This window comes from Saccharomonospora iraqiensis subsp. iraqiensis, assembly GCF_000430445.1.
GTDB classification, from domain to species: domain Bacteria; phylum Actinomycetota; class Actinomycetes; order Mycobacteriales; family Pseudonocardiaceae; genus Saccharomonospora; species Saccharomonospora iraqiensis.
On the sequence record NZ_KE387040.1, the window covers coordinates 15,620 to 36,113 of the forward strand.

General features: G+C 70.8%; 21 protein-coding genes and 1 pseudogene. 6 read left to right on the forward strand and 16 right to left on the reverse strand.

Annotated features, from left to right (window positions below):
- From ACTIR_RS0102030 to ACTIR_RS0102040, 3 genes and pseudogenes are all read left to right on the forward strand, one after another.
- Positions 1-273: pseudogene (locus ACTIR_RS0102030) on the forward strand (hypothetical protein); the annotation flags it as partial.
- Between the two features lie 150 nt (positions 274-423).
- On the forward strand, positions 424-981 hold the full coding sequence (locus ACTIR_RS0102035; protein ID WP_026453037.1) for a M23 family metallopeptidase: 558 nt from the start codon (positions 424-426) through the stop codon (positions 979-981).
- A gap of 183 nt (positions 982-1,164) precedes the next feature.
- Positions 1,165-1,764 carry a protoglobin domain-containing protein gene (locus tag ACTIR_RS0102040; RefSeq protein WP_026453038.1) on the forward strand — a complete coding sequence of 200 codons (600 nt, stop codon included), beginning with the start codon at positions 1,165-1,167 and terminating at the stop codon, positions 1,762-1,764.
- Positions 1,765-1,826: 62 nt separating this feature from the next.
- On the opposite strand, the gene ACTIR_RS0102045 is transcribed toward ACTIR_RS0102040, so the two are convergent.
- Together ACTIR_RS0102045 and ACTIR_RS0102050 are read right to left on the reverse strand one after the other, a co-directional pair.
- The gene (locus ACTIR_RS0102045; RefSeq protein ID WP_026453039.1) at positions 1,827-2,033 is read right to left on the reverse strand and encodes a DUF397 domain-containing protein; all 207 of its coding nucleotides are present in this window, start codon (positions 2,031-2,033) and stop codon (positions 1,827-1,829) included.
- Positions 2,034-2,047: 14 nt separating this feature from the next.
- Positions 2,048-2,896, reverse strand: a complete 849-nt coding sequence (locus tag ACTIR_RS0102050) for a helix-turn-helix domain-containing protein (RefSeq protein WP_026453040.1) — start codon at positions 2,894-2,896, stop codon at positions 2,048-2,050.
- Between the two features lie 190 nt (positions 2,897-3,086).
- Between ACTIR_RS0102050 and ACTIR_RS21200 the strand changes: the two genes are divergently transcribed.
- Complete coding sequence (locus tag ACTIR_RS21200) at positions 3,087-3,422, forward strand: hypothetical protein (RefSeq protein WP_052583682.1); 336 nt, start codon at positions 3,087-3,089, stop codon at positions 3,420-3,422.
- 194 nt (positions 3,423-3,616) lie between these two features.
- Here ACTIR_RS21200 and ACTIR_RS21205 read toward each other — a convergent pair whose 3' ends face one another.
- The 13 genes from ACTIR_RS21205 to ACTIR_RS0102120 form a co-directional block, all read right to left on the reverse strand.
- The gene (locus ACTIR_RS21205) at positions 3,617-4,039 is read right to left on the reverse strand and encodes a hypothetical protein (RefSeq protein ID WP_052583683.1); all 423 of its coding nucleotides are present in this window, start codon (positions 4,037-4,039) and stop codon (positions 3,617-3,619) included.
- On the reverse strand, positions 4,036-6,492 hold the full coding sequence (locus tag ACTIR_RS0102065; RefSeq protein WP_154663639.1) for an ATP-binding protein: 2,457 nt from the start codon (positions 6,490-6,492) through the stop codon (positions 4,036-4,038). The genes ACTIR_RS21205 and ACTIR_RS0102065 overlap by 4 nt, the downstream gene beginning before the upstream one ends.
- Positions 6,493-6,630: 138 nt before the next feature.
- Positions 6,631-7,824, reverse strand: a complete 1,194-nt coding sequence (locus ACTIR_RS0102070) for a 4-hydroxybenzoate 3-monooxygenase (protein WP_026453042.1) — start codon at positions 7,822-7,824, stop codon at positions 6,631-6,633.
- A gap of 205 nt (positions 7,825-8,029) precedes the next feature.
- On the reverse strand, positions 8,030-9,514 hold the full coding sequence (locus ACTIR_RS0102075) for an aldehyde dehydrogenase family protein (RefSeq protein WP_026453043.1): 1,485 nt from the start codon (positions 9,512-9,514) through the stop codon (positions 8,030-8,032).
- Positions 9,511-10,179, reverse strand: coding sequence for an HD domain-containing protein (locus tag ACTIR_RS0102080; protein WP_026453044.1), 669 nt, complete (start codon positions 10,177-10,179; stop codon positions 9,511-9,513). Before ACTIR_RS0102080 ends, ACTIR_RS0102075 begins: the two co-directional genes overlap by 4 nt.
- A 29-nt stretch (positions 10,180-10,208) precedes the next feature.
- Complete coding sequence (locus tag ACTIR_RS0102085; protein ID WP_026453045.1) at positions 10,209-11,456, reverse strand: NAD(P)/FAD-dependent oxidoreductase; 1,248 nt, start codon at positions 11,454-11,456, stop codon at positions 10,209-10,211.
- 3 nt (positions 11,457-11,459) lie between these two features.
- Entirely contained in the window at positions 11,460-11,780 is a 321-nt protein-coding gene (locus ACTIR_RS0102090; RefSeq protein WP_026453046.1) for a 2Fe-2S iron-sulfur cluster-binding protein, read from the reverse strand.
- Between the two features lie 40 nt (positions 11,781-11,820).
- A complete protein-coding gene (locus ACTIR_RS0102095; protein ID WP_026453047.1) occupies positions 11,821-12,588 on the reverse strand; it encodes an SDR family NAD(P)-dependent oxidoreductase in 768 nt (255 codons plus the stop codon).
- A gap of 3 nt (positions 12,589-12,591) precedes the next feature.
- Positions 12,592-14,418: a PEP-utilizing enzyme gene (locus tag ACTIR_RS0102100; protein ID WP_026453048.1), complete on the reverse strand. Its 1,827-nt coding sequence runs from the start codon at positions 14,416-14,418 to the stop codon at positions 12,592-12,594.
- Positions 14,419-14,540: 122 nt separating this feature from the next.
- The gene (locus ACTIR_RS0102105) at positions 14,541-15,638 is read right to left on the reverse strand and encodes a PEP/pyruvate-binding domain-containing protein (RefSeq protein ID WP_026453049.1); all 1,098 of its coding nucleotides are present in this window, start codon (positions 15,636-15,638) and stop codon (positions 14,541-14,543) included.
- A gap of 2 nt (positions 15,639-15,640) precedes the next feature.
- Positions 15,641-16,903, reverse strand: coding sequence for a cytochrome P450 (locus ACTIR_RS0102110; RefSeq protein ID WP_026453050.1), 1,263 nt, complete (start codon positions 16,901-16,903; stop codon positions 15,641-15,643).
- Positions 16,904-17,012: 109 nt separating this feature from the next.
- Positions 17,013-17,810 (reverse strand): IclR family transcriptional regulator, encoded by a 798-nt coding sequence (locus ACTIR_RS0102115; RefSeq protein ID WP_199285556.1) that lies wholly within the window; start codon positions 17,808-17,810, stop codon positions 17,013-17,015.
- A 48-nt stretch (positions 17,811-17,858) separates the two neighbouring features.
- Positions 17,859-18,545, reverse strand: a complete 687-nt coding sequence (locus tag ACTIR_RS0102120; RefSeq protein WP_026453052.1) for an HD domain-containing protein — start codon at positions 18,543-18,545, stop codon at positions 17,859-17,861.
- A gap of 163 nt (positions 18,546-18,708) precedes the next feature.
- Here ACTIR_RS0102120 and ACTIR_RS0102125 point away from each other — a divergent pair, with 163 nt between their 5' ends.
- Positions 18,709-19,461 carry a MerR family transcriptional regulator gene (locus ACTIR_RS0102125; protein WP_026453053.1) on the forward strand — a complete coding sequence of 251 codons (753 nt, stop codon included), beginning with the start codon at positions 18,709-18,711 and terminating at the stop codon, positions 19,459-19,461.
- A gap of 98 nt (positions 19,462-19,559) precedes the next feature.
- Positions 19,560-19,946: a DUF488 domain-containing protein gene (locus ACTIR_RS0102130; protein WP_026453054.1), complete on the forward strand. Its 387-nt coding sequence runs from the start codon at positions 19,560-19,562 to the stop codon at positions 19,944-19,946.
- 13 nt (positions 19,947-19,959) lie between these two features.
- Here the strand turns inward: ACTIR_RS0102130 and ACTIR_RS21210 are convergent.
- On the reverse strand, positions 19,960-20,494 hold a 535-nt coding region (locus ACTIR_RS21210), incomplete at its 5' end, for a precorrin-6A/cobalt-precorrin-6A reductase (RefSeq protein WP_034237892.1).

The window sequence follows — 20,494 nt, forward strand, 5'->3', positions numbered from 1 at the left end:
CGCCGCACCCAGCTGGAGGCCGCGCGGGAGGCGCTGCTGCGCCACCGCGCCCCGGACACCCCGGTGGTGCTCGCCCGCGCCGTCGGCAGCGACGGGGAGTCGGTGCGGGTGGACACCCTCGCCGGGTTCGACGCGGAGACGGTGGACATGCGCACCCTGCTGATCGTCGGGTCCTCGCGCACCCGGGTGCGCGAGCAGCCGGACGGCACCCGCGTGGTGTGGACGCCGCGCAGCTATCCCGACTCCACGGGTGAGCACGACTCCGGGGACTGAGGACACCGGGACGCTACGCAGCTCTCCACTTTTCGGTGAACACGGCCCGCGCGGAACCGGAGTTGTTTGGTCCGGACCGATCGTCTTGGTGGACTGTGTCCGTGCCGGGACCCCTTCCCGGCACTTCCCGACGAGGAGGAGGTGGGCACGATGTCCGACAGGGTGAGGAGAGTGCTGCGTAGGGTGGGTGCGGCGGCATCGACCGCGCTCGCGGTCCCGGCGGTTGCGCTCGGCACGGCCGCACCCGCCTCGGCCGCCGATTACTACTACGAGCTGCCGTACCCGGCGGGGGAGGCGTACCAGGTCACCCAGGGTCCGGAAGGGACCTACTCGCACACCGGTCCGTACAACGAGTACGCCTGGGACTTCCGCCTGCCGGCGAACTACGAGGTCTCCGCCGCACAAGCCGGGACCATCGTGTACTCGGGCCGGTCGCCGTACCAGGCCAACGGCATCGAGGTCATCATCCGGCACTCCAACGGCCTGTGCACCCAGTACGCCCACCTCAACCGCGCGCTGCACGACGCCGGGACCCGGGTTCCCCAGGGGCGGGTCGTCGCCTGGTCCGGCAGCACGGGCAACTCCACCGGACCGCACCTGCACTTCCAGGTGATCAACTGCGACACGCGGGTCAGTCAGTACGCCGAGCTCCAGGGCTGGGTCCCGCCGACGGGTTCCTGGCCGGTGAGCGTGAACACCCGCGCCTGACCGGGCCGGACCGGCGTGGTGGCGACAGCGGCGTGTCGGACGCTCACGCCACGGCATCCGGCCTCGTGGCGGTGGCGGGGTCGCCGCCTTCCCCCAGGCCACCGCCCACGGGTTTGTCCGTCCCGCCCACGGGCACACCCGGGGTACGGCAGCCACTGTGCGCGGACTCCGAGGAGGGGCGGGATGGCCACCCAGCAGAAGACGATCGACATCGCCGGGTACGACTACGGCCACACGGCCACGCGGTCGCCGATGACCGAGGAGGACCTCGACCACCTCCTGCAGACCGTCATGTTCACCGACGACGACCGCGCGGCGCTGCGGACGGCCGGTGACGTGCTCGAAGACCAGACCGACAAGGTGCTCGACGTGTGGTACGGCTTCGTGGCCGACCACCCGCACCTGATGACGTACTTCTCCACCCCCGGCGGCGAGCCGATCCAGCGCTACCTGGACCGGGTGCGGCCCCGCTTCAAGCAGTGGATCCTGGACACCTGCCGCCGCCCGTTCGACCGGGCGTGGCTGGACTACCAGGAGGAGATCGCCCTGCGGCACACCGTCGACAAGAAGAACGTCACCGACGGGGTGGACTCCACGACACCGATTCCGCTGCGCTACATGGTCGCGTTCATCTACCCGATCACGGCCACCATGCGGGACTTCCTCGCCGCCAAGGGCCACAGCGCCGAGCAGGTGGAGAAGATGCAGCAGGCGTGGTTCAAGGCGGTGACCCTGCAGATGGCGCTGTGGTCACGCCCCTACGCCCGGGAGAACCACGCGTAGACGTCGGTGGCCGGTGACACCCGGCGGTACCCGGGTCGCGCCCGGGCCCCGGGTCGCGCTCGTCAGCGCAGGTCGTCGAACTCGCCTGCTTTGCAGCCGTCGATCCAGGCGGCCATCTCGGCACGGGTGAACAGGACGGTGCCCGCGTCCGGGGCCTTGCTGTTGCGGACGGCGATGTCGCCGTCGTCGAGCGCCGCGACCTCGACGCATTCGCCGCCCGCGTTGCTGAAACTGGATTTGCGCCAGGTGACCGAGGACAGATCCCGCACGCTCGCCTCCTCTTCTACTGGTACTCCTCCAGTATGGCAGCCAGCAGGGACGCCGATTCGCTTCCGGCGAGTGCGGCCGCGCGCAGGTCGTCGAACATCGTGACCATCGCGGCGACGTCGCCCGTATCGCTGACCATGTGACCACCCAACGGCCCGTCGAAATAGCCCAGGGGCGGATCGGCGGACGGGTTGGCGAAATGCAGCACGGTGAAGTTGTTGGCCACCCCGGCGTGATCGCCCCGGCTGCTCGGCAACACCTGGATGGTGATGTTGTCGGTCTCGGTGGCTTTGACGAGTTGGCGCAGCTGCTCGGCCATCACCGCTACCCCGCCGACGTACAGGTGCAGCGCGGCTTCGGAAATTACGGCGTGCAGCCGGAAGTGGGGGTCGTTCCGCAGGCGTTGCTGCCGACGCATCCGCGCGGCCACCCAGCGCTCGATATTGTCCGGTGCGGCCAGTTGTGGGGCGGTGGCGTGTGATGCCCTGGCGTAGTCCTCGGTCTGCAACAGCCCCGGAATGATCACCGGCTGGAACGTGGTCACCGACGTGGCGTCCTCCTCGAAGCTGACCAGCGGGCGGAGCCAGTCCGGCAGGCCGTAGACCGCCCACGGGCTGGTGCCGGTACCGGCCTCGGCCCGCAGCAGTTCCAGCCCCTTGCGCACGTCCGCGGGCACCCGCAGCTCGGCCAGCAGGCACACCAGATCCGATTTGCTGAGCTTGTTCTTCCCGCGTTCCCAGTTCACCAGGGTCGTGTGCGAGCGGCCGATCGCCTCGCCCACGTCGGCCTGGGTGCGGCCGGTGGCCTCCCGCAGTCGTCGCAGTTCCGCGCCGAGTCTGCGCAACGGTGCCGAGGAACGAACCATTCTTCCCCCTTCCGGGACGGCCGCCGGGTGAACGCCATTCATGTGCAGGTTTGACATGGAGTCGACTCACCCGATCGATACCTTCCGTGTTTCTCCGTGCGCATATAGCGTGCTACACAGACATGTAACACGCAAGTCAGCGCACGTGGTCGGCGATTCGCGTGCGTGCCGCGAGAATCGAAAGGACGTCATGGCCGCCCACACCGACCCGCCGCCCGGCGACTCCCCCGACACGCCCTGGTGCAGCCAGGAGGAGTTCGACAACACTCTGAAATCGATCGTCGCGGATCACGCGCCGCGCGTTTTCGCCGTCTGGCAGGTCTACCGGGAACGCATCGACGGACGGATCGCCGGATGGGGGTTGGCGTTCGAGGACCACGCCTTCCTCGTCTCCACCGACCGCAGTCTGCGCATGAGCCTGAACCGCCCGGAGGACGCGCTCATGGGGTTCCACCGCGGTGACGACGTCCGCGCCCGGGTGGTCTGGTACGACCCGGCCGCGGCCACGGTCGACGAGGAGGACTGAACCGGGCACGTCGCCGGTGCCCCTCGGGCGGCGCATCGGCGCACCGCTGTGGCTGGAGCCTGCCCGGGTGGAACGCCGTCGGCTGTCCCGTGACCGGTGACCACGGCGACGGCCCGCACCCCGGATCCGTGCGGCCTCACCATCGGGTCCACCGGAGGACACGTCGTGGCCACGGATGTGAGCCGGCGCTGTCGTCACCCCGCGTCCCGCGCACCGGGGCGGGACGCGGCCGGTTCCGGCCGGTGCGCCTCCGGCAGCGATGTCACGACCGCCGCCACGTGCTCGATCAGCTGGGCGACCTCGCCGACGGTGGGCGCCAGTTCGTAGGCGTGGTGGTGGCAGGCACGGCTCAACCCCGCCCAGGCGGTCGCGGCGCTGTCGCTGACCGGGCCGCCGACGAGCATGCGCAGCACGATCAGCCGGGACCGTTGGTTGTGGCCGCCGAGTTCGGCACCGGCGGCCCGGCAGCGGGCCTCGACCGCGTCCTCGAGTGCCTGACGGGCGAGGATCGCCGCCGCCCGGGGCACCTGCGCTGCCGGAACCGTGTGCCTGCCGGCCAGCACCGTGCGCGCGTGGTCCAGGAGTGCGGCCGCCGAGGACGTGGCCGTGCCCGTCATCGGGCGCCCTCCCGCAGATCCGCGACGGTCTTCTCGACATCCCGCACCGCGTCCATCGGATCTCTCCGCAGTCCGGTGTGCACATTGCGGACCACGAGTGCATAGGTGTTCCCGCGATGTCTCGCCCTGTTCCGCCAACCGGACACGTCGGCCTCCGGGGCGTCGTGGAGTGCGAGGGCGAGCTTCTGCTGTGTGCGGTCCGCGGCCTGCCAGGTGTCCTCGACGTCGACCCGCGCATCACCGCGGGCGAACCGGCGGCCCATGTACACCTCGCGGGCGGCGGTCTCCACGGCCATCCGGCACAACCCGGGCAGGACCCGCGCGAGTACGTCCTCCGGCAGGTTCTCCCGGTCCTTGCACAGCGCGAACGCGTCGTCGAGTGAGCGCTCCACCGGGTCGAGGCACCGCTCGACCGCCACGGCGGACCCGTTGTTCCGGGTCACCTGCCGGATCGTCGCGGCCACGTCCAGGTGCCGCACCGCCTGCGCCAGCCGGTCGTCGTGGGAGAAGACGACGACCTGGTACGTCTCGGCCATCTCGGCCAGGATGCGCACGAAGCTGTCCACCTTCGCCGGGTCCATCGCCTGGATCGGGTCGTCCAGGACCACGAAGCGGAAGGGACTGTCCGGCATCGTGGCCCTCGGGAGGAACAACGCGAGCGCGAGGGCGTGCAGCTCGCCCTGACTCATCACACCCAGCGCCCGGGCCTCCGTGCCGTCGACGTCCGCGTGCAGCTTGACCCGGCGTTGGGTGGCGGACCCGGTGAGCTCGATCTCGCCGAGGTCGACGTTGCTCTCCTGCTTCAACGCGGCCCACGTCCGGCGGGCGGCGTCCTTCAACGCGGCCAGTCGCCGGTTGCGCAGGGTCTCGACCGCCGTCTTCATGGCCTCGTGCGCCGCACGGGCCGCGGTCACCACCGGTTCTCCCTCCCGGGCCCGTGCCGCCATGCCGACCCAGGCGGCGAGCCTGGTGGCGTACGGGGCCCAGGCGTCCTCGTGCCGGGTCAGCAGCTCCTCCGCCTCGTGGCGGAGCAGGTCCGTGGCGGCCTCCAGGTCGTCGTAGACGGTGGTGAGGTGGTCCGCCAGGGCGGTGTCCTCGCCCGGCGGTGTGGACCAGCGGGTCCAGGCGGCGTCGGCCTCGGTGTGTGCGTCGAGCTCGAAGCGTCCGGGGGCCTCGGGGCGCGGGACCCCGCGGATCAGCTCGTGGGCGGCCTGCCGTGCCTGGTCCAGTCGGCGCCGGGCCGCCCGGTGGTGCTCCCGGCGTGTGCGTTCGGCGTCGAGTTCGGCCCGGACCCGGTCGCGCCAGGCGCCGTCGAGCCTGCCCTCGCCGCACACCGGGCAGTCGCCGTCTCCCTGGTGTGCATGGAGATCGAGGGCCTCCTCCAGCAGTGCGGCACGCTTTCCGGCCGCGTCGGTGGCCGCGACACCGGCTTCGGCGAACTCGGCGAGTGCCTCCCGCAACGCGCGGGCCGCGTCGGTGACCTCCCGCCGCTCCGGCACGCGGGCCCGGGTCAGCGCCCGGAGTGTCCGCAGGTCGCTGCCGGGCTCCCGCACCGTCCCCGTGGCGATGGCCTCGACCTCGCCGAGATCCGGGGGACGCTTGTTCAGTTCCCGCAGCGCGGCCTCCGCACGCTGATCGTCGACGGCCGCGAGGACCTTCTTGAGGGCCCGCCGCTCCTCGTTGGCCTCCTCCTCGGGACCTTCCCGCCGTTTGAGCGACTCCCGCAACCGCGCCTGGGCGTCGGTGGCCTGTTCGATCCCGAGCACCGCGTCGAGCTTGTCGAACAGTTTGCTCGGCCCGGCTTCGAGCAGGCCGCCGAGCTCGTCGTACGAGAGGATCGGTTTGTACAGCTCGATCGCGCGGTCCCAGCCGAGGCTGTCCAGCCCGTCTTGCCGTTTCCCGCCGGGGCGCTGGATCCAGGACCGGAAGTCCGTGAGGCGGGCGCCGGGGTCGGACGGCCAGTCGACCCCGACGGTGGTCTCTCCCCGCCCCTCCTCGGCGAGGCCGATGCGCAGCGAACACGGTTCGCCGTCGTGCAGGTTGCGCCAGTGCTCCGACCACACGGCCGCCCGCTTGTCCCACCGGTAGGTGTTGCCGGTCAGCGCGAACTCGAGCGCCTCGGAGAAACTCGACTTCCCCGAGCCGTTGCGGCCGGACACGATCGTGAGGCCGGGGCCGGGGGCGAGGTCCAACGTCGCGGGCGGGCCGATCCCGCGGAATCCCCGCGCGGTGATGCGGGTGAGGAAGGCACCCACCGGGTCCGGGGTGGAACGGTCCTGTTCCTCCGTCGCGCGGCGGGGCGGTTGCGGTGCACCCTCCAGCACACCGACCGGGTCCGCCATGCCGTCGAGGGCCGCCAGTACCACGAGTTTCGCCTCGTCCGAGAGTCTCTCGTCGGCTTCGACCATCGCCGCGACCTCTCGGGCCACCACGCCGTCCCGCGGACCGCTCACCGCGTCCCCCTTCACTCGATTCGCCGGGCATTCGAGGAGGACGTCGAGTGTGTTACGTCACGCGGGCGATCCACGGCAACTCGCCCGAGTGATACCCGAACGGGTGACGCGAGTGGGGGCTGCGGGCGGGGCTCGGTCCTACGACGACGGCCAGCCGGTGTAGGCCTCGGCGAGGTAGGTGGAGCCGGCGCGCGATTCCACCACCGAGGAGAGCTCACCGAGCTGCCTGCGCACGTCGAAGTCACTCGCCTCGGGCAGGCGGTGCAGCATGCTCGTCATCCAGTAGGAGAAGTGCTGCGCCTTCCACACCCGGGCCAGCGCCCGCGGGCTGTACTCGTCCAGCGCGTCGGGGTCGTTCTTACGCACGGCGCGTTCGAGCAGTTCGGCCAGGACACGGGCGTCGGCCAGGGCGAGATTGAGGCCCTTGGCCCCGGTGGGCGGCACCGTGTGGGCCGCGTCCCCGGCGAGCAGCATGTTCCCGTACCGCATCGGTTCGCAGACGAAGCTGCGGAACCGCAGCACGGTCTTGTCGACGATCGGGCCCTCCTTGAGCCGCAACCCGTCCTCACCGGCGACCCGGGCCTGCAGTTCCTCCCAGATGCGGTCCTCGGACCAGGCGTCGACGTCCTCCTCCGGGTCGCACTGGAAGTACATGCGCTGCAGCGTCTCGGTGCGCTGGCTGATCAGGGCGAAGCCGCGTTCGGAGTGCGAGTAGATCAGTTCAGGGGAGCTGGGCGGTGCCTCGGCGAGGATGCCGAACCAGGCGAACGGGTACTCACGGAAGAACTGCCGCCGTTCCGGCTCGGGGACCTCCTGGCGGCACATGCTGCGCGAGCCGTCCGCGCCGACGAGGAAGTCGCAGCGCACCTCCTGCGCCACGCCGTCGGCGTCGGTGAACCGGATGCCCGGCCGGTCGCTGGTGAGGTCGACGACCGCGGTGTCGTCGCAGCCGAAACGGACGTCCGCGCCGTCCCGTTCGCGTGCCTCGGCCAGGTCGACGAACACGGCGGTCTGCGGGTACAGCCAGGTGGAGGCGCCCACCAGCCCCTGGAAGTCGATCCGGTGGCTCGTCCCGCCGAACCGGAGGTCGATGCCCCGGTGTTCGTGTCCCTCCCGCAGCACGCGGTCCGACACGCCGGAGTCGACGAGCAGGCGGACGCTGTCCCGTTCGAGGATGCCCGCCCGGACGGTTTCCTCGATCTCCCGCCGGGTGCGCCGCTCCACGACGACCGAGTCGATCCCCGCCCGCGCGAGCAGATGCGACAGCATCAGCCCCGCGGGGCCACCGCCGACGATACCGACCGTGGTCCGGGTGACGCTGCGCTGTGTCATGGCGAGAATCCTTCGCTGTGCTGGGAGTCGGTGCGTGTGGTTGTGCGGCCCGGCGCGCGGTCGGTTCTCGGGGCCTTCGCCGGGGGACAGGCGCTGATCTCATCAGGACGGCCGCGGCATGGCAGCCACCACTTCCACTGAGCGAAAAGCGAGTTCGCGACGATTGCCTCGGTGCGAGGCCACGGCCCGGCCGGCGTCCCTGACGTCAGGGACGCCGGTGGATCGACTTGTAGCTGAGGTATGCCGAGAGCCCCTCGACCCCGTACTCCACCCCGAGTCCGGAGTCGTGCCGACCGCCGAACGGCGCGTTGTGGTTGGAGGCGAAGAAGTTGATTCCCACCGAACCGGTGTCCATCCGGCGCGCCACGGCCAGGGCCGCATCCTGATCGTCGGAGAACACCAGGCCACCGAGTCCGAAGTCCGTGCTGTTCGCGAGGGCCACGGCGTCGTCGACGGTCTCGTAGCGCAGCACGGTGACGACCGGGCCGAAGATCTCCTCCCGGGCGACCCGCATCCGCGGTGTCACGTCCGTGAGGACGGTGGGTTCGATGAACCAGCCACGGTCGACCTCGGCCGCGTGCCCGCCCGCGACGGCCCGGGCTCCCTCGGCGCGGGCCGAGGCGAGGTAGTCCAGCACCGTGTCGTACTGCGCACCGGTGGCCACCGGCCCGAACACCGTGTCCTCGTCGAACGGGTCACCGAGCTTGGCTTCGGTGACCGTCCGGGTGACCATGTCCACGATCTCGTCGTGGCGCTGCGCGGGCGCCAGGATCCGCGTGGAGATGTAGCAGGTCTGCCCGGTGTTGCGCAGGCAGGACCGGATCAGCACCCGTGACATGGCGTCGAGGTCGGCGTCGGGCAGGACGATCGCCGAGGACTTCCCGCCGAGTTCGAGGGTGACCGGCCGCAGCAGCTCCCCGCAGGCCGCGGCGATCTTCCGGCCGACCGGCGTCGACCCGGTGAACGCCACCTTGGCCGTGCGGGGATGCCGGACGAGCGCGTCCCCGACCGCACCGGAGCCGGTGAGCAGGTTGACCACCCCCGCGGGGACCCCCGCGGCCTCGACCGCCTCGACGACGAAGCGCAGCGACAGCGGGGTCGGCGACGCCGGTTTGATCACCGTGGTGCAGCCGGCCAGCAGGGCGGGGGCGAGCTTGGTGACGACGAGGTTGATGGGGAAGTTCCACGGGGCGATCAGGGCGCACACGCCCACCGGATCGCGGTCGACGAGGGATTCCGCGTTCCCGCCGGGGAACGCCCGGACATCGGGCGATTCCAGGTGGGAGGCGAGCCCGGCGAAGTGCCGGAAGATCCCCGCCGCGTTCGACGCGGCACCGAGGGTCTCGGTGATCGGCGTGCCGTTCTCCCGGGAGGTCGTCCAGGCCATCACCTCCGCGCGTTTCTTCACCTCGTCGGCGATGCGCAGCAGGTAGCCGGCGCGCTCGGCCGGCCGCAGCCGCGGCCAGGGACCGTCCCGGAACGCGCGGTCGGCGGCGGCCGTCGCGGCCTCCACGTCGTCCGGGGTGGCGTCCGGGACCGACCCCCAGGGCTCCTGGGTCGCCGGGTCCACGACGTCGATGCGGGTGCGGCCGGTCGACGCCGTCCAGGCTCCGGCCACGTAGTGGTCGTCGACGTGGGTCCACGGCAGGTCGAGCCGGGCACGGACATCCGGGCGGGTGAGCGTCGTCATCGCAGGACTCCCGTTTTGAGCAGTGCCTGGGAACGGTCGAGTTCGCTGGTGGCCAGGGTGATCGCGGCCTCGGTCAACAGTTCCGGGACGATCTCCTCGGCGAGCCGGTCGCAGTAGCTCGCCGGGTCCATCCCGAACCACCCGGAGGCGAGCGCGATCCCCGCGTGGTCGAACCGCCAGAGCCGGTCCGCGTCGCGGACCAGGGCGTCCTCCAGGGACCTGGCCTCCTTGCGGGTGTCGTGCCCGTCGATGATGGCGACGACCTCGTCCACGAACCCGTCGTCGTAGCCGAGCGGCGGCAGGACCTCCCGGGCGATCAGGCAGCCCTGCTTCTCGTGCTCGTAGCGGATGGCGGCCCGCCGCCAGTCGCCGGTGAACCCTTCGGTGAGGATGCGGTCCTCGTCCACCCGCCCCCATCCGGTGTCGTGCAGCAGGATCGCGACCCGCACCAGCAGGGCGTCGGCCTCGGGGTGGGCCGCGCAGAGCCGCTCGGCGTACGCCAGCGAGATCGGCAGGTGGATGTCGTTGCTTCGGGCTCTCGTCTCCGGCACCACCGCCGACCAGACCGGTTCGAGGTCGGTGCCGGCCGCCGGGGTGAGCGAGATCGGTGTCGTGTCCACCCCGAGTGGGGTGGCGATCGGAGTGGGCGGGAGTTCGGTTGGCATGCGGGCTCGTTTCTGCTCCTGGACCGGGGTCAGGTGCCGACGGTGAGGGCCTTCAGCGCGACCGCGGGGTCGGCCGCTCGGTCGTAGGGAATGGTGCTGCGTGCGGCCAGCGCGTTCTTGACCGCGAGGAAGTCGAGCGGGGCGTTGACGCAGTCCGCGGCGATCACACGGTCGCCGCGGTAGTAGAGGACGGAGAACCGTCCCCTTTCCGCGTCGTGCCGGACGAGTGCACGGTCGTATCCCGAGGACAGCCCGGCGATCTGCAGCTTCAGGTCCCCCTGGTTCGACCAGAACCACGGAACGCCGGTGTAGCGCCGGGGATCGCCGGTGAGCGTGTGTGCCGCGACCTTCGCCTGCTCGATCGCGTTGTTCACACTCTCGAACCGGATCCGGTCGCCGTCCGGTGCCTCCGGGAAGGGGTTCGGCAGGTTGGTGCAGTCGCCCGCCGCGACGGTCACCCCGTCGGAGGTCACCGCGTACTCGTCCACCCGGATGCCGTCCCGGCAGTCCAGGCCGAGGGACTCGGCCAGTTCGGTGTTGGGGACGGCCCCGACCCCCACGAGCACGAGATCCGCGGCCAGGAACCGCCCGTCGACCTGCACACCGCCGACCGCGTCGCCACCGGACACGATCCGGGTCACCCGGGCGTTCCGGACGACCTCGATGCCCAGTTCGGTGTGCCGCTTCAGCAGGTACTCCGACGTCTCGGGGCCGACGGCGCGGCCGACCAGACGCGGCCCCGCCTCCAGCACGGTGACCCGCTTGCCCATCGACCGCAGGCTCGCGGCGGCCTCCAGTCCGATGAAGCCACCACCGATCACGACCACGTCCGACGCCGCGGGGGCGCGGGACTTCAGTTCCAGTGCGTCGTCGGCGTCGCGCAGGGAGAGCACCCCGGGCAGGTCGGACCCGTCGAGGCCCGAGTCGCGGGCGCGTGCACCCACGGTCAACGCGAGCCGGTCGAACGGGAAGGTCGTGCCGGACGCCGCGTGTGCCACCCCGGACCCGTCCGCGTCCTTGTCGACGCGCACGATCCGTTCGCCCGTGACCACGCGGATGTCGTTGTCCTCCCAGAACCGTCCGGTCCGGTGGATCAACTTCTCCTCGGTGACCGATCCCCGCAGGAACTCCTTCGACAGCGGGGGGCGCTGGTAGGGGCGATGGTTCTCCTCGCCGACCAGGGTGATGGGGCCGGTGTGGCCGAGGGTGCGCAGCGACACGGCGAGCTGCACCCCCGCCTGGGACGCCCCGATGATGAGCAGGCCGGGTTCCGCCATGGCTCAGACCTGCGTCTCCGGGGTGGTCACCCGCAGGGTCATCCCGTCGGTGACCGTGATCTGGCAGGACAGCCGGGAGGTGTCGGTACGGTCCACGGCCGCGCCGTAGAGCATCTCGTCCTCCATCTCCTCCATGTCCGGCAGCGCGGCGAGGTCGGCCTGGTCCACGAAGACGTGGCAGGTCGCGCAGGACAGCGACCCGCCGCATTCGGCGACGATTCCGGGGACGCCGTTGCGGACCGCGGTCTCCATGACGGAGTCGCCCGCGTTCGCCTCGACGGTGCGGTGGTCACCGGTGTGGTCGGTGAAGGTGATCTGCGGCATGGTGTTGCTCTCCCTGTGGTTCGTGTCGGACGATCAGCGGTCAGACGAATTGCCTGCCGCCGTCGACGACGAGTGTCTGGCCGGTGAGGTAGGCGCTGTCCGGACCGGCGAGGAACAACGCGGCACCGACGACGTCGTCGGGTCGGCCCGCCCGACGCAACGCGGTGCGGTCGACGCCGTACTCCTCGGCGTTGTCCATCAGTCCGTAACTCGCCTCGGTGAGGGTGAACCCGGGTGCGATCGCGTTCACCGTGATCGACCTGCGGCCCAGTTCCTTCGCCATCACCCGGGTGAGTGCGATGACGCCACCCTTGGACGCGACGTAGTGCAGCCAGTTCTCCGAACCGCTGTACACCGTGGCCGAGGAGAGGTTCACCACGCGCCCGCCCTCGGGCAGGAACGGGCTGCACGCGCGGACGACCATCCACGGGCCCTTGAGGTTCACGTCCATGACGAGGTCCCACTCGGCCGGGTCGACCTCCTCGAGCGGGGACCGGGTCACGGCGCCGTAGACCGCCGCGTTGTTCACCACCACGTCGATCCGGCCGTCCCCGAACGCGGCGACCGATTCGGCCACCTGCCGGGTCGACTCCTCCGAGGTGACGTCCAGCTCCCCGTGCCAGGGGGTCGGGCCGCCCCGGTCGCGGATCAGGTGGGCCGTCTCCGCGCACCCCGCGACGTTCACGTCGGCGACGGCGACGCGGTACCCGCGTGCGGCGAAGCCGAGGGCGAAACTCCGGCCGAGCCCGCCGGCCGCACCCGTGACGAGTGCGGTGCGCCCGGCCCCTTCTCCCGTCGTGTCCGCCACCGCTCAGCCCTCGACGATCTCGACGCGCCCCGTGTCGCCGTCGACCCGGAGCCGTTGGCCGGACTTGAGGGTGGTCGAGGCGCTGCCGGTGCCGGTCACCGCCGGGAGGCCGTATTCGCGGCACACGATGGCGGCGTGGCTCATCATCCCGCCGATGTCGGTGACCGCGGCCCTGATCTTGCCGAAGACCGGACCCCAGGACGGGGCGGTGATCGTCGCGACCAGGATCTCCCCCTCGCGGACCTCGCCCAGCTCGTCGGCGTGCGTGACGACGCGGGCGATCCCCTCCACCGCACCGGGTGAGGCGGCCATCCCGGTGATCGTGTCGTCCTCGCCGCCCTCGTCGTCGTCCAGCCACTGCCGCACCTGCTCGGTGGTGATGCCGTAGAGCATCATCGTGAACGGTTCGGTGATCTCCGCGGGTGGCGTGTTCAGCGCGGGCTGCGGACGCCGGGTGGACAGCGCGTCGATGATGCCGCGGCGCCGTTCGATCTCCGCCGGCCAGTAGTGCGGACCGGTGGGCTCACCACCGACCGCCCACGCCGTGACCAGGTCGAAGATCGCGTCGCGGACCTCGCCCCGGGTCAGGTAGAGGAGATCGTTGCGCTCCGACCAGAAGCCCGCGTCGACGAACACCGAGCTCAGTTCGCGGACCTTGCGCCAGAACACGCCCATGGTCCAGTGCTCGATGTAGAAGTTGTGGTTCTCGACGTAGGGGTAGGCGGTCGCGGCGAGTTCGCGCTTGGCGTCGAAGGTCGCCAGGTCCTCGCCGTCGAGCAGGTCGCGGTACTCGGCGACGATCCGGTCGCGCTCGGCGATCAGCTCGTCGACCGGACGCGTGATCCGCTGGCCCCGGTCGAGCCTGCCGATGTAGTCGGCGATGTAGCCGAGCGGGATCTCCTGGTGCTCGATCCAGTACTTGTCGTGCCCGTAGAAGCCGTTGCCCACGGTGAAGTTGAACCACGGGTCCTGCGCGGCGGTGTAGGCGTCGATCCACCGCTGACCGCCCGGGGCCCGGCGGATCCGGTCCAGGGTGCCTGCCACGTCGTCGGTGTCGGTGAACGCCGACTGCAGGCCGAGTTCGGTCGCGAGGATCGCGAGCTTTTTGAGCTCGTCGTCGGGCCGGAACAGCTCCATGTCGACGCCCTGCACCATCTGCGCCACCGACTGGTCCGGGATGTCCGGGAAGAGCTGCTTGCAGAGGCCGAAGAAGTCCAGGTAGGCGAGGTAGCCGAGGTTGAGGAACTCGAAGTGGTACTGCCAGTTCTGATAGCAGAGCTGGATCAGCCGGTCGTAGTTCTCCATCAGAACTTCCGAGCCGTCCTTGGCCTTGCCGCTCTCGATGTCGGCGAACGGCACCATCTCGGGCAGCGGCTCGAAGGTCAGCGACTCCATCTCCGCGATGGTTGCCCGCACCTTGCGGTGCCAGGACTCCAGCAGCGTGTCCCAGTTCTCGAAGTAGTACGCCACGCGGCGTTCGAACTCGGGGACCCGCTCCGGAACCTCGTCCTCGGGGACCGGGATCGGGCTCATGTACAGATAACCGAGGTGGATCTTGAATTCGATGCCGTTGGCCGAGGGGATCCGCAGATGGCGGGTGTTGTACTGGCCCAGGCACTTCACCGCGAACTCGCCGCCGATGGTCTCGAACGGCTTGAACACGGTGGGCCAGTGCTGGCTGTCGCAGAACCAGAACTTCTCGTCCTCGGCACCGCTGAGGTTCTGGAAGACGAGGTTGTACGGGTAGAGCCGTTCCCACCCCTCGGCGCCGGGGGGCACGGGGAGTTCCGAGGGCTTGGGGAAGGACTTCATCGTCGTCTGGGCGGTCATGCCTTGTCCCTGTCGTCGTGGGGTCGTGGCTCGGTCCGGCCGTCACCGGGCGGCCCGCCGCGCGGCAGGCTGACCGGTACGGGCCGGAACGGGGTGCGGGGGAGCTGGGGCGGAGGGGCGGGTCAGCCGCGGCGCAGGCCCCCGGTCAACGCGGACGTGAGGCTGGTGAGACCCGTGCCGCCGGACCCGGTCGCGGCCGCGGATCCCCGCGAGGACGGGGTCGCCGTCCTCGACGAGTGGACGGTCTCCGGGCGGGACTGCAGCAGGAGGACGTTCTCCCCGTCGGGAAGGTCCGCGTCGACGGCCCACTCGACGTCCTGCGGGCACCGGTAGTGCTTCTCGGCCCGCTTGGCCATCGCGGCGACGGCCGCGACGGCGTCCCGGTCGAGGCAGCGTCGCGCACGGCGCGCCGGGTCGACGTCCCGCTCGACCAGGGTTCCGGTCGCGGGATCCGGGACCAGCTCGGCGTGCTTGTCGCCGACCGTCTCCGAGACGACCGACAGCGTCACCTTGTCGAGGACGGTGTTGTCCGGGGTGACCTGGCCGGACACCACCATCTCCCCGACACCGTACGAGGCGTCGATCGTGATCTTCGAACGGTCGCCGTTCGCCGGGTTCATCGTGATCGCCACACCGGCCACGGCGGAGTTGACCATCTTCTGCACCGCCACCGCCATCGAGAGTCCCTCGTCGGGAATCCCGTTGCGCAGGCGGTACAGGATGGCGCGGCTGGTGTAGAGGGAGGCCCAGCACCGGCGCACGTGCTCCAGTACCGTCTCCGCCCCGCGCAGCCCCAGGTACGTGTCCTGCTGTCCGGCGAAGCTGGCGTCGGGCAGGTCCTCGGCGGTGGCCGACGAGCGGACGGCGACGGGGACGTCGCCGTCGAAGCGGGCCTGCAGGTCCGCGTACGCGGTGAGGACCCGCTCCCGGAGTTCGGCGGGGATCTCCCGGGCGCAGATCGCGTCCCGGATGCGCTGCGAGACGGTGTCCACACCGGTCACGTCGTCGGGATCGAGGTCCGCGAGCTGCCGTCCGATCTCGGCATCCAGGCCGCTGTGCGCGACGAACGCGTCGTACAGCGCGGTGGTCACGGCGAAGCCCGGGGGAACCCGCATCCCGGCGGCGGTCATCGTGACCAGCGACGCGCACTTGCCGCCGAGCAGTTCGTGCCGCGGTTCGGTGGCACCGTCGAAGAACTGGATGAACTCGGTGTCGTGCATGATCAGTCCTCCCACGTGACGGGCACGGCGACAGGGGTGCGGAAGGACAGGTTGTCGACGAAGTCGATGGCGGCACCGTCGGTGAGCCGGATCCCCGGTGCGAGCCGGGCGACCTCCTCCGCCGCGATCCTGGCCTGCAGTTTCGCCAGCATGTTGCCCAGGCAGTAGTGGATGCCGTAGCCGAAGGACAGGTGCTCCCGCGCGTTCGGCCGGGAGATGTCGAACGTGTCCGGGTCGTCGAACTTCTCCGCGTCCCGGTTGGCCGACCCCATCACCAGTAGCAGACCCGCGCCCGCCGGGATGTCCACCCCGCCGACCGTCGTGTCCGCGAGTGCCTTGCGGCGCCAGGCCACGATCGACGGGCTGTAGCGCAACACCTCGTCGACCGCTCCCGCGATCTTCTTCGGGTCCTCGACGACCTGCTGCCACTGCCCGGGATGGTCCAGCAGCACGCGCAGCAGGTTGGAGATCAGGGTCGTGGTCGTCTCGTGCCCGGCGAACAGCAAGCTGTAGCAGACCGACGCGATCTCGTGGTCGGTGATCGGATCCCCATCCCGCTGTGCGCGGACGAGGTCACCCACGAGACTGTCCCGCTCGTTCCCGTGCGCGTCGGCGACCAGCCGCAGGCACTCCTGCCAGTACTCGACCAGGTTGTGCGCGTGCGGCACCTGTTCCTCGTCGCTCAGATCCCCCCAGGTCATCGCCGAGCGGGAGTCGGACCACCGCTTGTAGGTGTCGACCTGTGAGGTGTCGGCACCCAACAGGGTCAGGATGGTGACGGTCGGGACCTGATAGGCGAGTTCCCGCACCAGATCCCCGGTCCTGCTGTCCTTGCTCAGCAGCTGTTCGAGCTGGTCGACGACGTTGGCCCGGATGGCCGGTTCGAGTGCCTTGTACCGCCGCGGCGTGAAGGCCTTGGCCACGACCCTGCGGATGCGGGTGTGCTCCGGCGGGACACGGGCGGACAGCCCGGAGTAGGCGGTGAAGCCGCCTTCCTCCATGATCCGCTTCGCCTGCGGGCCCCGCTCGCGGACCGGGGCCTGGGCGTTCTCACTGCTGAACGTCTCCCAGTCGTCGAAGACCCGCTTGATGTCGTCGTAGCGCGTCACGACCCAGTACCCGATGCGCTCGTCGTACATGACCGGCTCCTCGGCACGCAGGGCCGCGTATGCCGGGAACGGGTCGAACTGCCGGAAGGGCTCGTAACCGTGGTGGACCGGGCATCCCGGGCCCTCCGCGGTCGGGGCGTCAGTCGACGCTGACATCGGCACTCCCTCGTGTCGTGATCGGGTTGGCATCGCTGGGGCGCAGTCTGCGCCCGTGCGGTCGTGGGGGACAACGAGCCACTTTCGTTGGACGAAAGTGAGTTGCGTGTCAACCGGATCCGCGTCCGGCGTGACCTGCGGAAAGACCGTTGATCGGCAACCGGGCGAAGGCCCGGTCGATCCGGGCGGCCACGCCCCGCAACGTCGGCAGGTAGCGGGGCATCTGCGGCAGCTGGGTGGACAGCATGACCAGACCGATCGAGGCCACCGCCGTGTCCGACCCACCGAAGACCGGGACCGCGATCGAACACGATCCCGGCCGTACCTCCTCGAAGGTCGTGGCGTAACCCTGCTCCAGGCTCTGCTGGAGTTCCTCCCGGAGACGCTGCGGATGCACGTGCGTGCTCCTGGTGGGGGTCTCCAGGTCACGGGCGAGGTAGGCCTCGCGGAACCAGTCGTCCTCGTAGGCGAGCAGCACCTTGCCGACCGCGGTGGCGTGCAGGGGGAGCCGCCCACCGACCCGCGAGGCGCGGGGCACCCGCTTCGAGCTGTAGACCCGGTCGATGTACAACGCCTCGTGCCCCTCCCGGACAGCCAGATGGGCGGTCTCCTGCGTCAGGGAGAACAGGTCCTGCAGGTACGGCCGTGCGCTGTCCCTGAGCTGTCGCCCACCGTTCTGCGCCACCTCCCAGAGGCGCAGTCCCACCCCGTACCGGCCGGTGTCGTCCCGGCCGAGGGCTCCCCACTCGACGAGTTCGCCGACCAGCCGGTACGCGGTGGGCAGCGGCAGGTCCGCCGACTCGGCGATCTGCGTCAGCGACAGCGACGCCGGACCGGACTCGAACGCCGCGAGAATGCGCAGCACCTTCGACGTCACCGACCGGCCCGACGTGGATTCACCGGACACGATGCCTCCTCCCGACCGGGTCCGCGGACCTTTCGAGGATGGTCCGGGTCAACCGAGGGCCACCCGCTGGGGGCTGGAGTCGACCCACCCCACCGCACCCAGCGCACGCGCCATGGTCCGGGCGGACTCGGTGAACAGGTGGTCGTGGACCCGGCCGCTGATCAGCCGCAACGCGGAGTCCCGGTCCAAACCGAACCAGTTCATGACGGTGCCGATGCCGTGCGGGGTGAGCCGCCACAGCTTGTCGGCGTCCTTGACCAACGCGTCGTTGAGCGACAACGCCTCCACTCGCGTGTCGTGCCCGTCGACGATGTCGACGATCTCGGAGGTCCGGTCCGGGTCGTGGCCGAGCTCGTCGAGAATCCCGCGTGCGATCCGCGCGCCCTCCCGTTCGTGCAGCAGGACGAGGTCGGGACGGTTCCCGCCGGGCGCGATCGCGGTGAGGACGTCCCCCTCCGGGACCTGCGACCAGCCGGTGTCGTGCAGCAGGATCGCGGGCAGCACCACCTCGGGATCGGCGTCCGGGTGCAGCTCGGTCAGCGCGTGGGCGAGGCCGTAGGAGTGGATGGTGTGCGCGTCGTTGTCCCGGACCGCGAGGTAGGGCGCGGCCCGTCGCCAGACGGCGTCGTGCCACGGAGGGAGGGCGGCGATGCCCGGGACGGATCCGGCCGCCGGGATCCGGTCGGTGATGTCGTGGCCGTACTGGTTCTCGGTGGCGTGCTGTCGGGGGAGCATGGCCCGATCACATCAGGTCGGGAGCGGCAGGGCAGCCGTCACTTTCACTGAGCGAAAGCGAGCCGCGGTGCTCCTCCCGGGACGCGGGGGCGCGGCCGCTGGGTTTGACCTTTCCGCCGCGTCAACTTCTAGCGTCGGAACCGACGCGATCGAGGGAGGTCCGATGTCGCGCACCGACGAGTTCTCCATCCAGGAGATCGCCCGTGCGGCCGGGACGACCAGCCGCACCCTGCGGCACTACGACGACATCGGCCTCCTTCCGCCGAGCCGCATCGGCGCGAACGGCTACCGCTACTACGACGCGGCGTCCCTGCTGCGGTTGCAGCGCATCCTGCTGCTGCGCGAGCTGGGGCTCAGCCTGTCGACCATCGCCGAGGTGCTGGACGGCGAGCGGGACAGCACCGCCGCCCTGCGCACGCACCTGCGGTGGTTGGAACGGGAACGCGAACGCCTCGGCAGGCAGATCGAGTCGGTTCGAACGACCTTGCGCAAACACGAACGGGGAGAAGAACTCATGGCGACCGAAGCGTTCGACGGATTCGACCACACCCGGTACAAGGACGAGGTCGTCGCGAAGTGGGGCCGCGACGCCTACGACCGCGGCGACCGCTGGTGGCGCTCGCTCTCCGCGGACGACCGCGACGAGTTCCGACGCACCCAGCGCGAGATCGCCGCCGACTTCGTCGACACCCGCGCGCGGGGCCTCACCCCGGACAGCGACGAGGTACAGGCGATCACCCGGCGGCACTACGAGTGGGTGCGAGCGGGGTGGCAGGGCACGGCCCCGTCGGCGGAGGCCTTCACCGGTCTGGGGCAGCTCTACGTCGACGACCCGCGCTTCGCGGCGAACTACCCGGACTCGGCGGAGTTCGTCCGGGACGCCATGCGCGTCTACGCCGACCGCAACCTCCGATGAGCTCGCCCGCCCGGTGGGGCGGTGCGGGAGCGGGTGCGGGTGCCGGCCGGTGCGCACACACTGGACGTGTCGGATGATCAGGCGATCAGGGGCGGAACATGGCGGTGACGGCGGACGACATCGCGGTGCGTCGGGTCTACGACCCGGACGTCCGGGACGGCTCGGCGCTGCGCGGGCGGGTGTTCCTGGTCGACGGCATGTGGCCGCGCGGCGTCCGCAAGGACGAACTCGCGCTCGACGGCTGGCTGCGGGATCTCGCCCCGAGTTCGGAGCTGCGCAAATGGTTCGGCCACCGGGCCGACCGCTGGGAGGAGTTCCGCGAGCGCTACCGGCGGGAACTCGACGACAACCCGGAGGGTCTCGCGACGCTGCGCCAGGCACTGGAGCACGGCCCGGTCACCCTGCTGTTTGCCACGAAGGAGACCGAGCACAACAACGCCGTCGCGCTGCGGGACTACCTCACCGGCGCCCTGGGCGGGACGTGACGGGGGCCGCGGGTCACGCCCCGGCGGCGTGATCCCGGATACGCAGGCCGTCGGCGACCCACGCCCGTGCCCGGTCGACGTCGGTGACCACCGCGACGTCGGGGTGGGCCGGCCTGCGCACCATGACCACGGGGATGCCGAGTTCGCGCGCGGCGGTGAGTTTGCCCTCGGTGAGCGTGCCGCCGCTGTCCTTGGTGACCAGCACGTCGATGCGGTGGTCGCGCAGCAGCGCCGCCTCGTCCTCGGCGCGGTAGGGGCCACGGCTGAGCAGCACCTCGATCCGCGGCGGCAGTGGCGGCTCCGGCGGGTCGACACAGCGGGCGAGGAAGAACACGTCGTCGACCCCGGCGAAAGCGGACAGGCCCTGGCGTCCGCTGGTGAGGAACACGCGCGAGCCGAGTGCGGGCACCAGCGCCGCCGCGTCGTCCAGGGAGTCCACCCAGCGCCAGTCGTCCCCGGGCCCCGGGCGCCAGCCGGGGCGTTCCAACCGCAGCAGTGGCACGCCCGCCGTGGCGCAGCCGATGGCGGCCGAGGTGGAGATGCGCTCG

Bases quoted from the DNA above. Each gene is read 5' to 3' on its own strand.
- ACTIR_RS0102035 (WP_026453037.1), top strand. From the start codon at position 424: ATGTCCGACAGGGTGAGGAGAGTGCTGCGTAGGGTGGGTGCGGCGGCA.
- ACTIR_RS0102040 (WP_026453038.1), top strand. From the start codon at position 1,165: ATGGCCACCCAGCAGAAGACGATCGACATCGCCGGGTACGACTACGGC.
- ACTIR_RS0102050 (WP_026453040.1), bottom strand. From the start codon at position 2,896: ATGGTTCGTTCCTCGGCACCGTTGCGCAGACTCGGCGCGGAACTGCGA.
- ACTIR_RS21200 (WP_052583682.1), top strand. From the start codon at position 3,087: ATGGCCGCCCACACCGACCCGCCGCCCGGCGACTCCCCCGACACGCCC.
- ACTIR_RS21205 (WP_052583683.1), bottom strand. From the start codon at position 4,039: ATGACGGGCACGGCCACGTCCTCGGCGGCCGCACTCCTGGACCACGCG.
- ACTIR_RS0102070 (WP_026453042.1), bottom strand. From the start codon at position 7,824: ATGACACAGCGCAGCGTCACCCGGACCACGGTCGGTATCGTCGGCGGT.
- ACTIR_RS0102075 (WP_026453043.1), bottom strand. From the start codon at position 9,514: ATGACGACGCTCACCCGCCCGGATGTCCGTGCCCGGCTCGACCTGCCG.
- ACTIR_RS0102080 (WP_026453044.1), bottom strand. From the start codon at position 10,179: ATGCCAACCGAACTCCCGCCCACTCCGATCGCCACCCCACTCGGGGTG.
- ACTIR_RS0102085 (WP_026453045.1), bottom strand. From the start codon at position 11,456: ATGGCGGAACCCGGCCTGCTCATCATCGGGGCGTCCCAGGCGGGGGTG.
- ACTIR_RS0102090 (WP_026453046.1), bottom strand. From the start codon at position 11,780: ATGCCGCAGATCACCTTCACCGACCACACCGGTGACCACCGCACCGTC.
- ACTIR_RS0102100 (WP_026453048.1), bottom strand. From the start codon at position 14,418: ATGACCGCCCAGACGACGATGAAGTCCTTCCCCAAGCCCTCGGAACTC.
- ACTIR_RS0102105 (WP_026453049.1), bottom strand. From the start codon at position 15,638: ATGCACGACACCGAGTTCATCCAGTTCTTCGACGGTGCCACCGAACCG.
- ACTIR_RS0102110 (WP_026453050.1), bottom strand. From the start codon at position 16,903: ATGTCAGCGTCGACTGACGCCCCGACCGCGGAGGGCCCGGGATGCCCG.
- ACTIR_RS0102120 (WP_026453052.1), bottom strand. From the start codon at position 18,545: ATGCTCCCCCGACAGCACGCCACCGAGAACCAGTACGGCCACGACATC.
- ACTIR_RS0102125 (WP_026453053.1), top strand. From the start codon at position 18,709: ATGTCGCGCACCGACGAGTTCTCCATCCAGGAGATCGCCCGTGCGGCC.
- ACTIR_RS0102130 (WP_026453054.1), top strand. From the start codon at position 19,560: ATGGCGGTGACGGCGGACGACATCGCGGTGCGTCGGGTCTACGACCCG.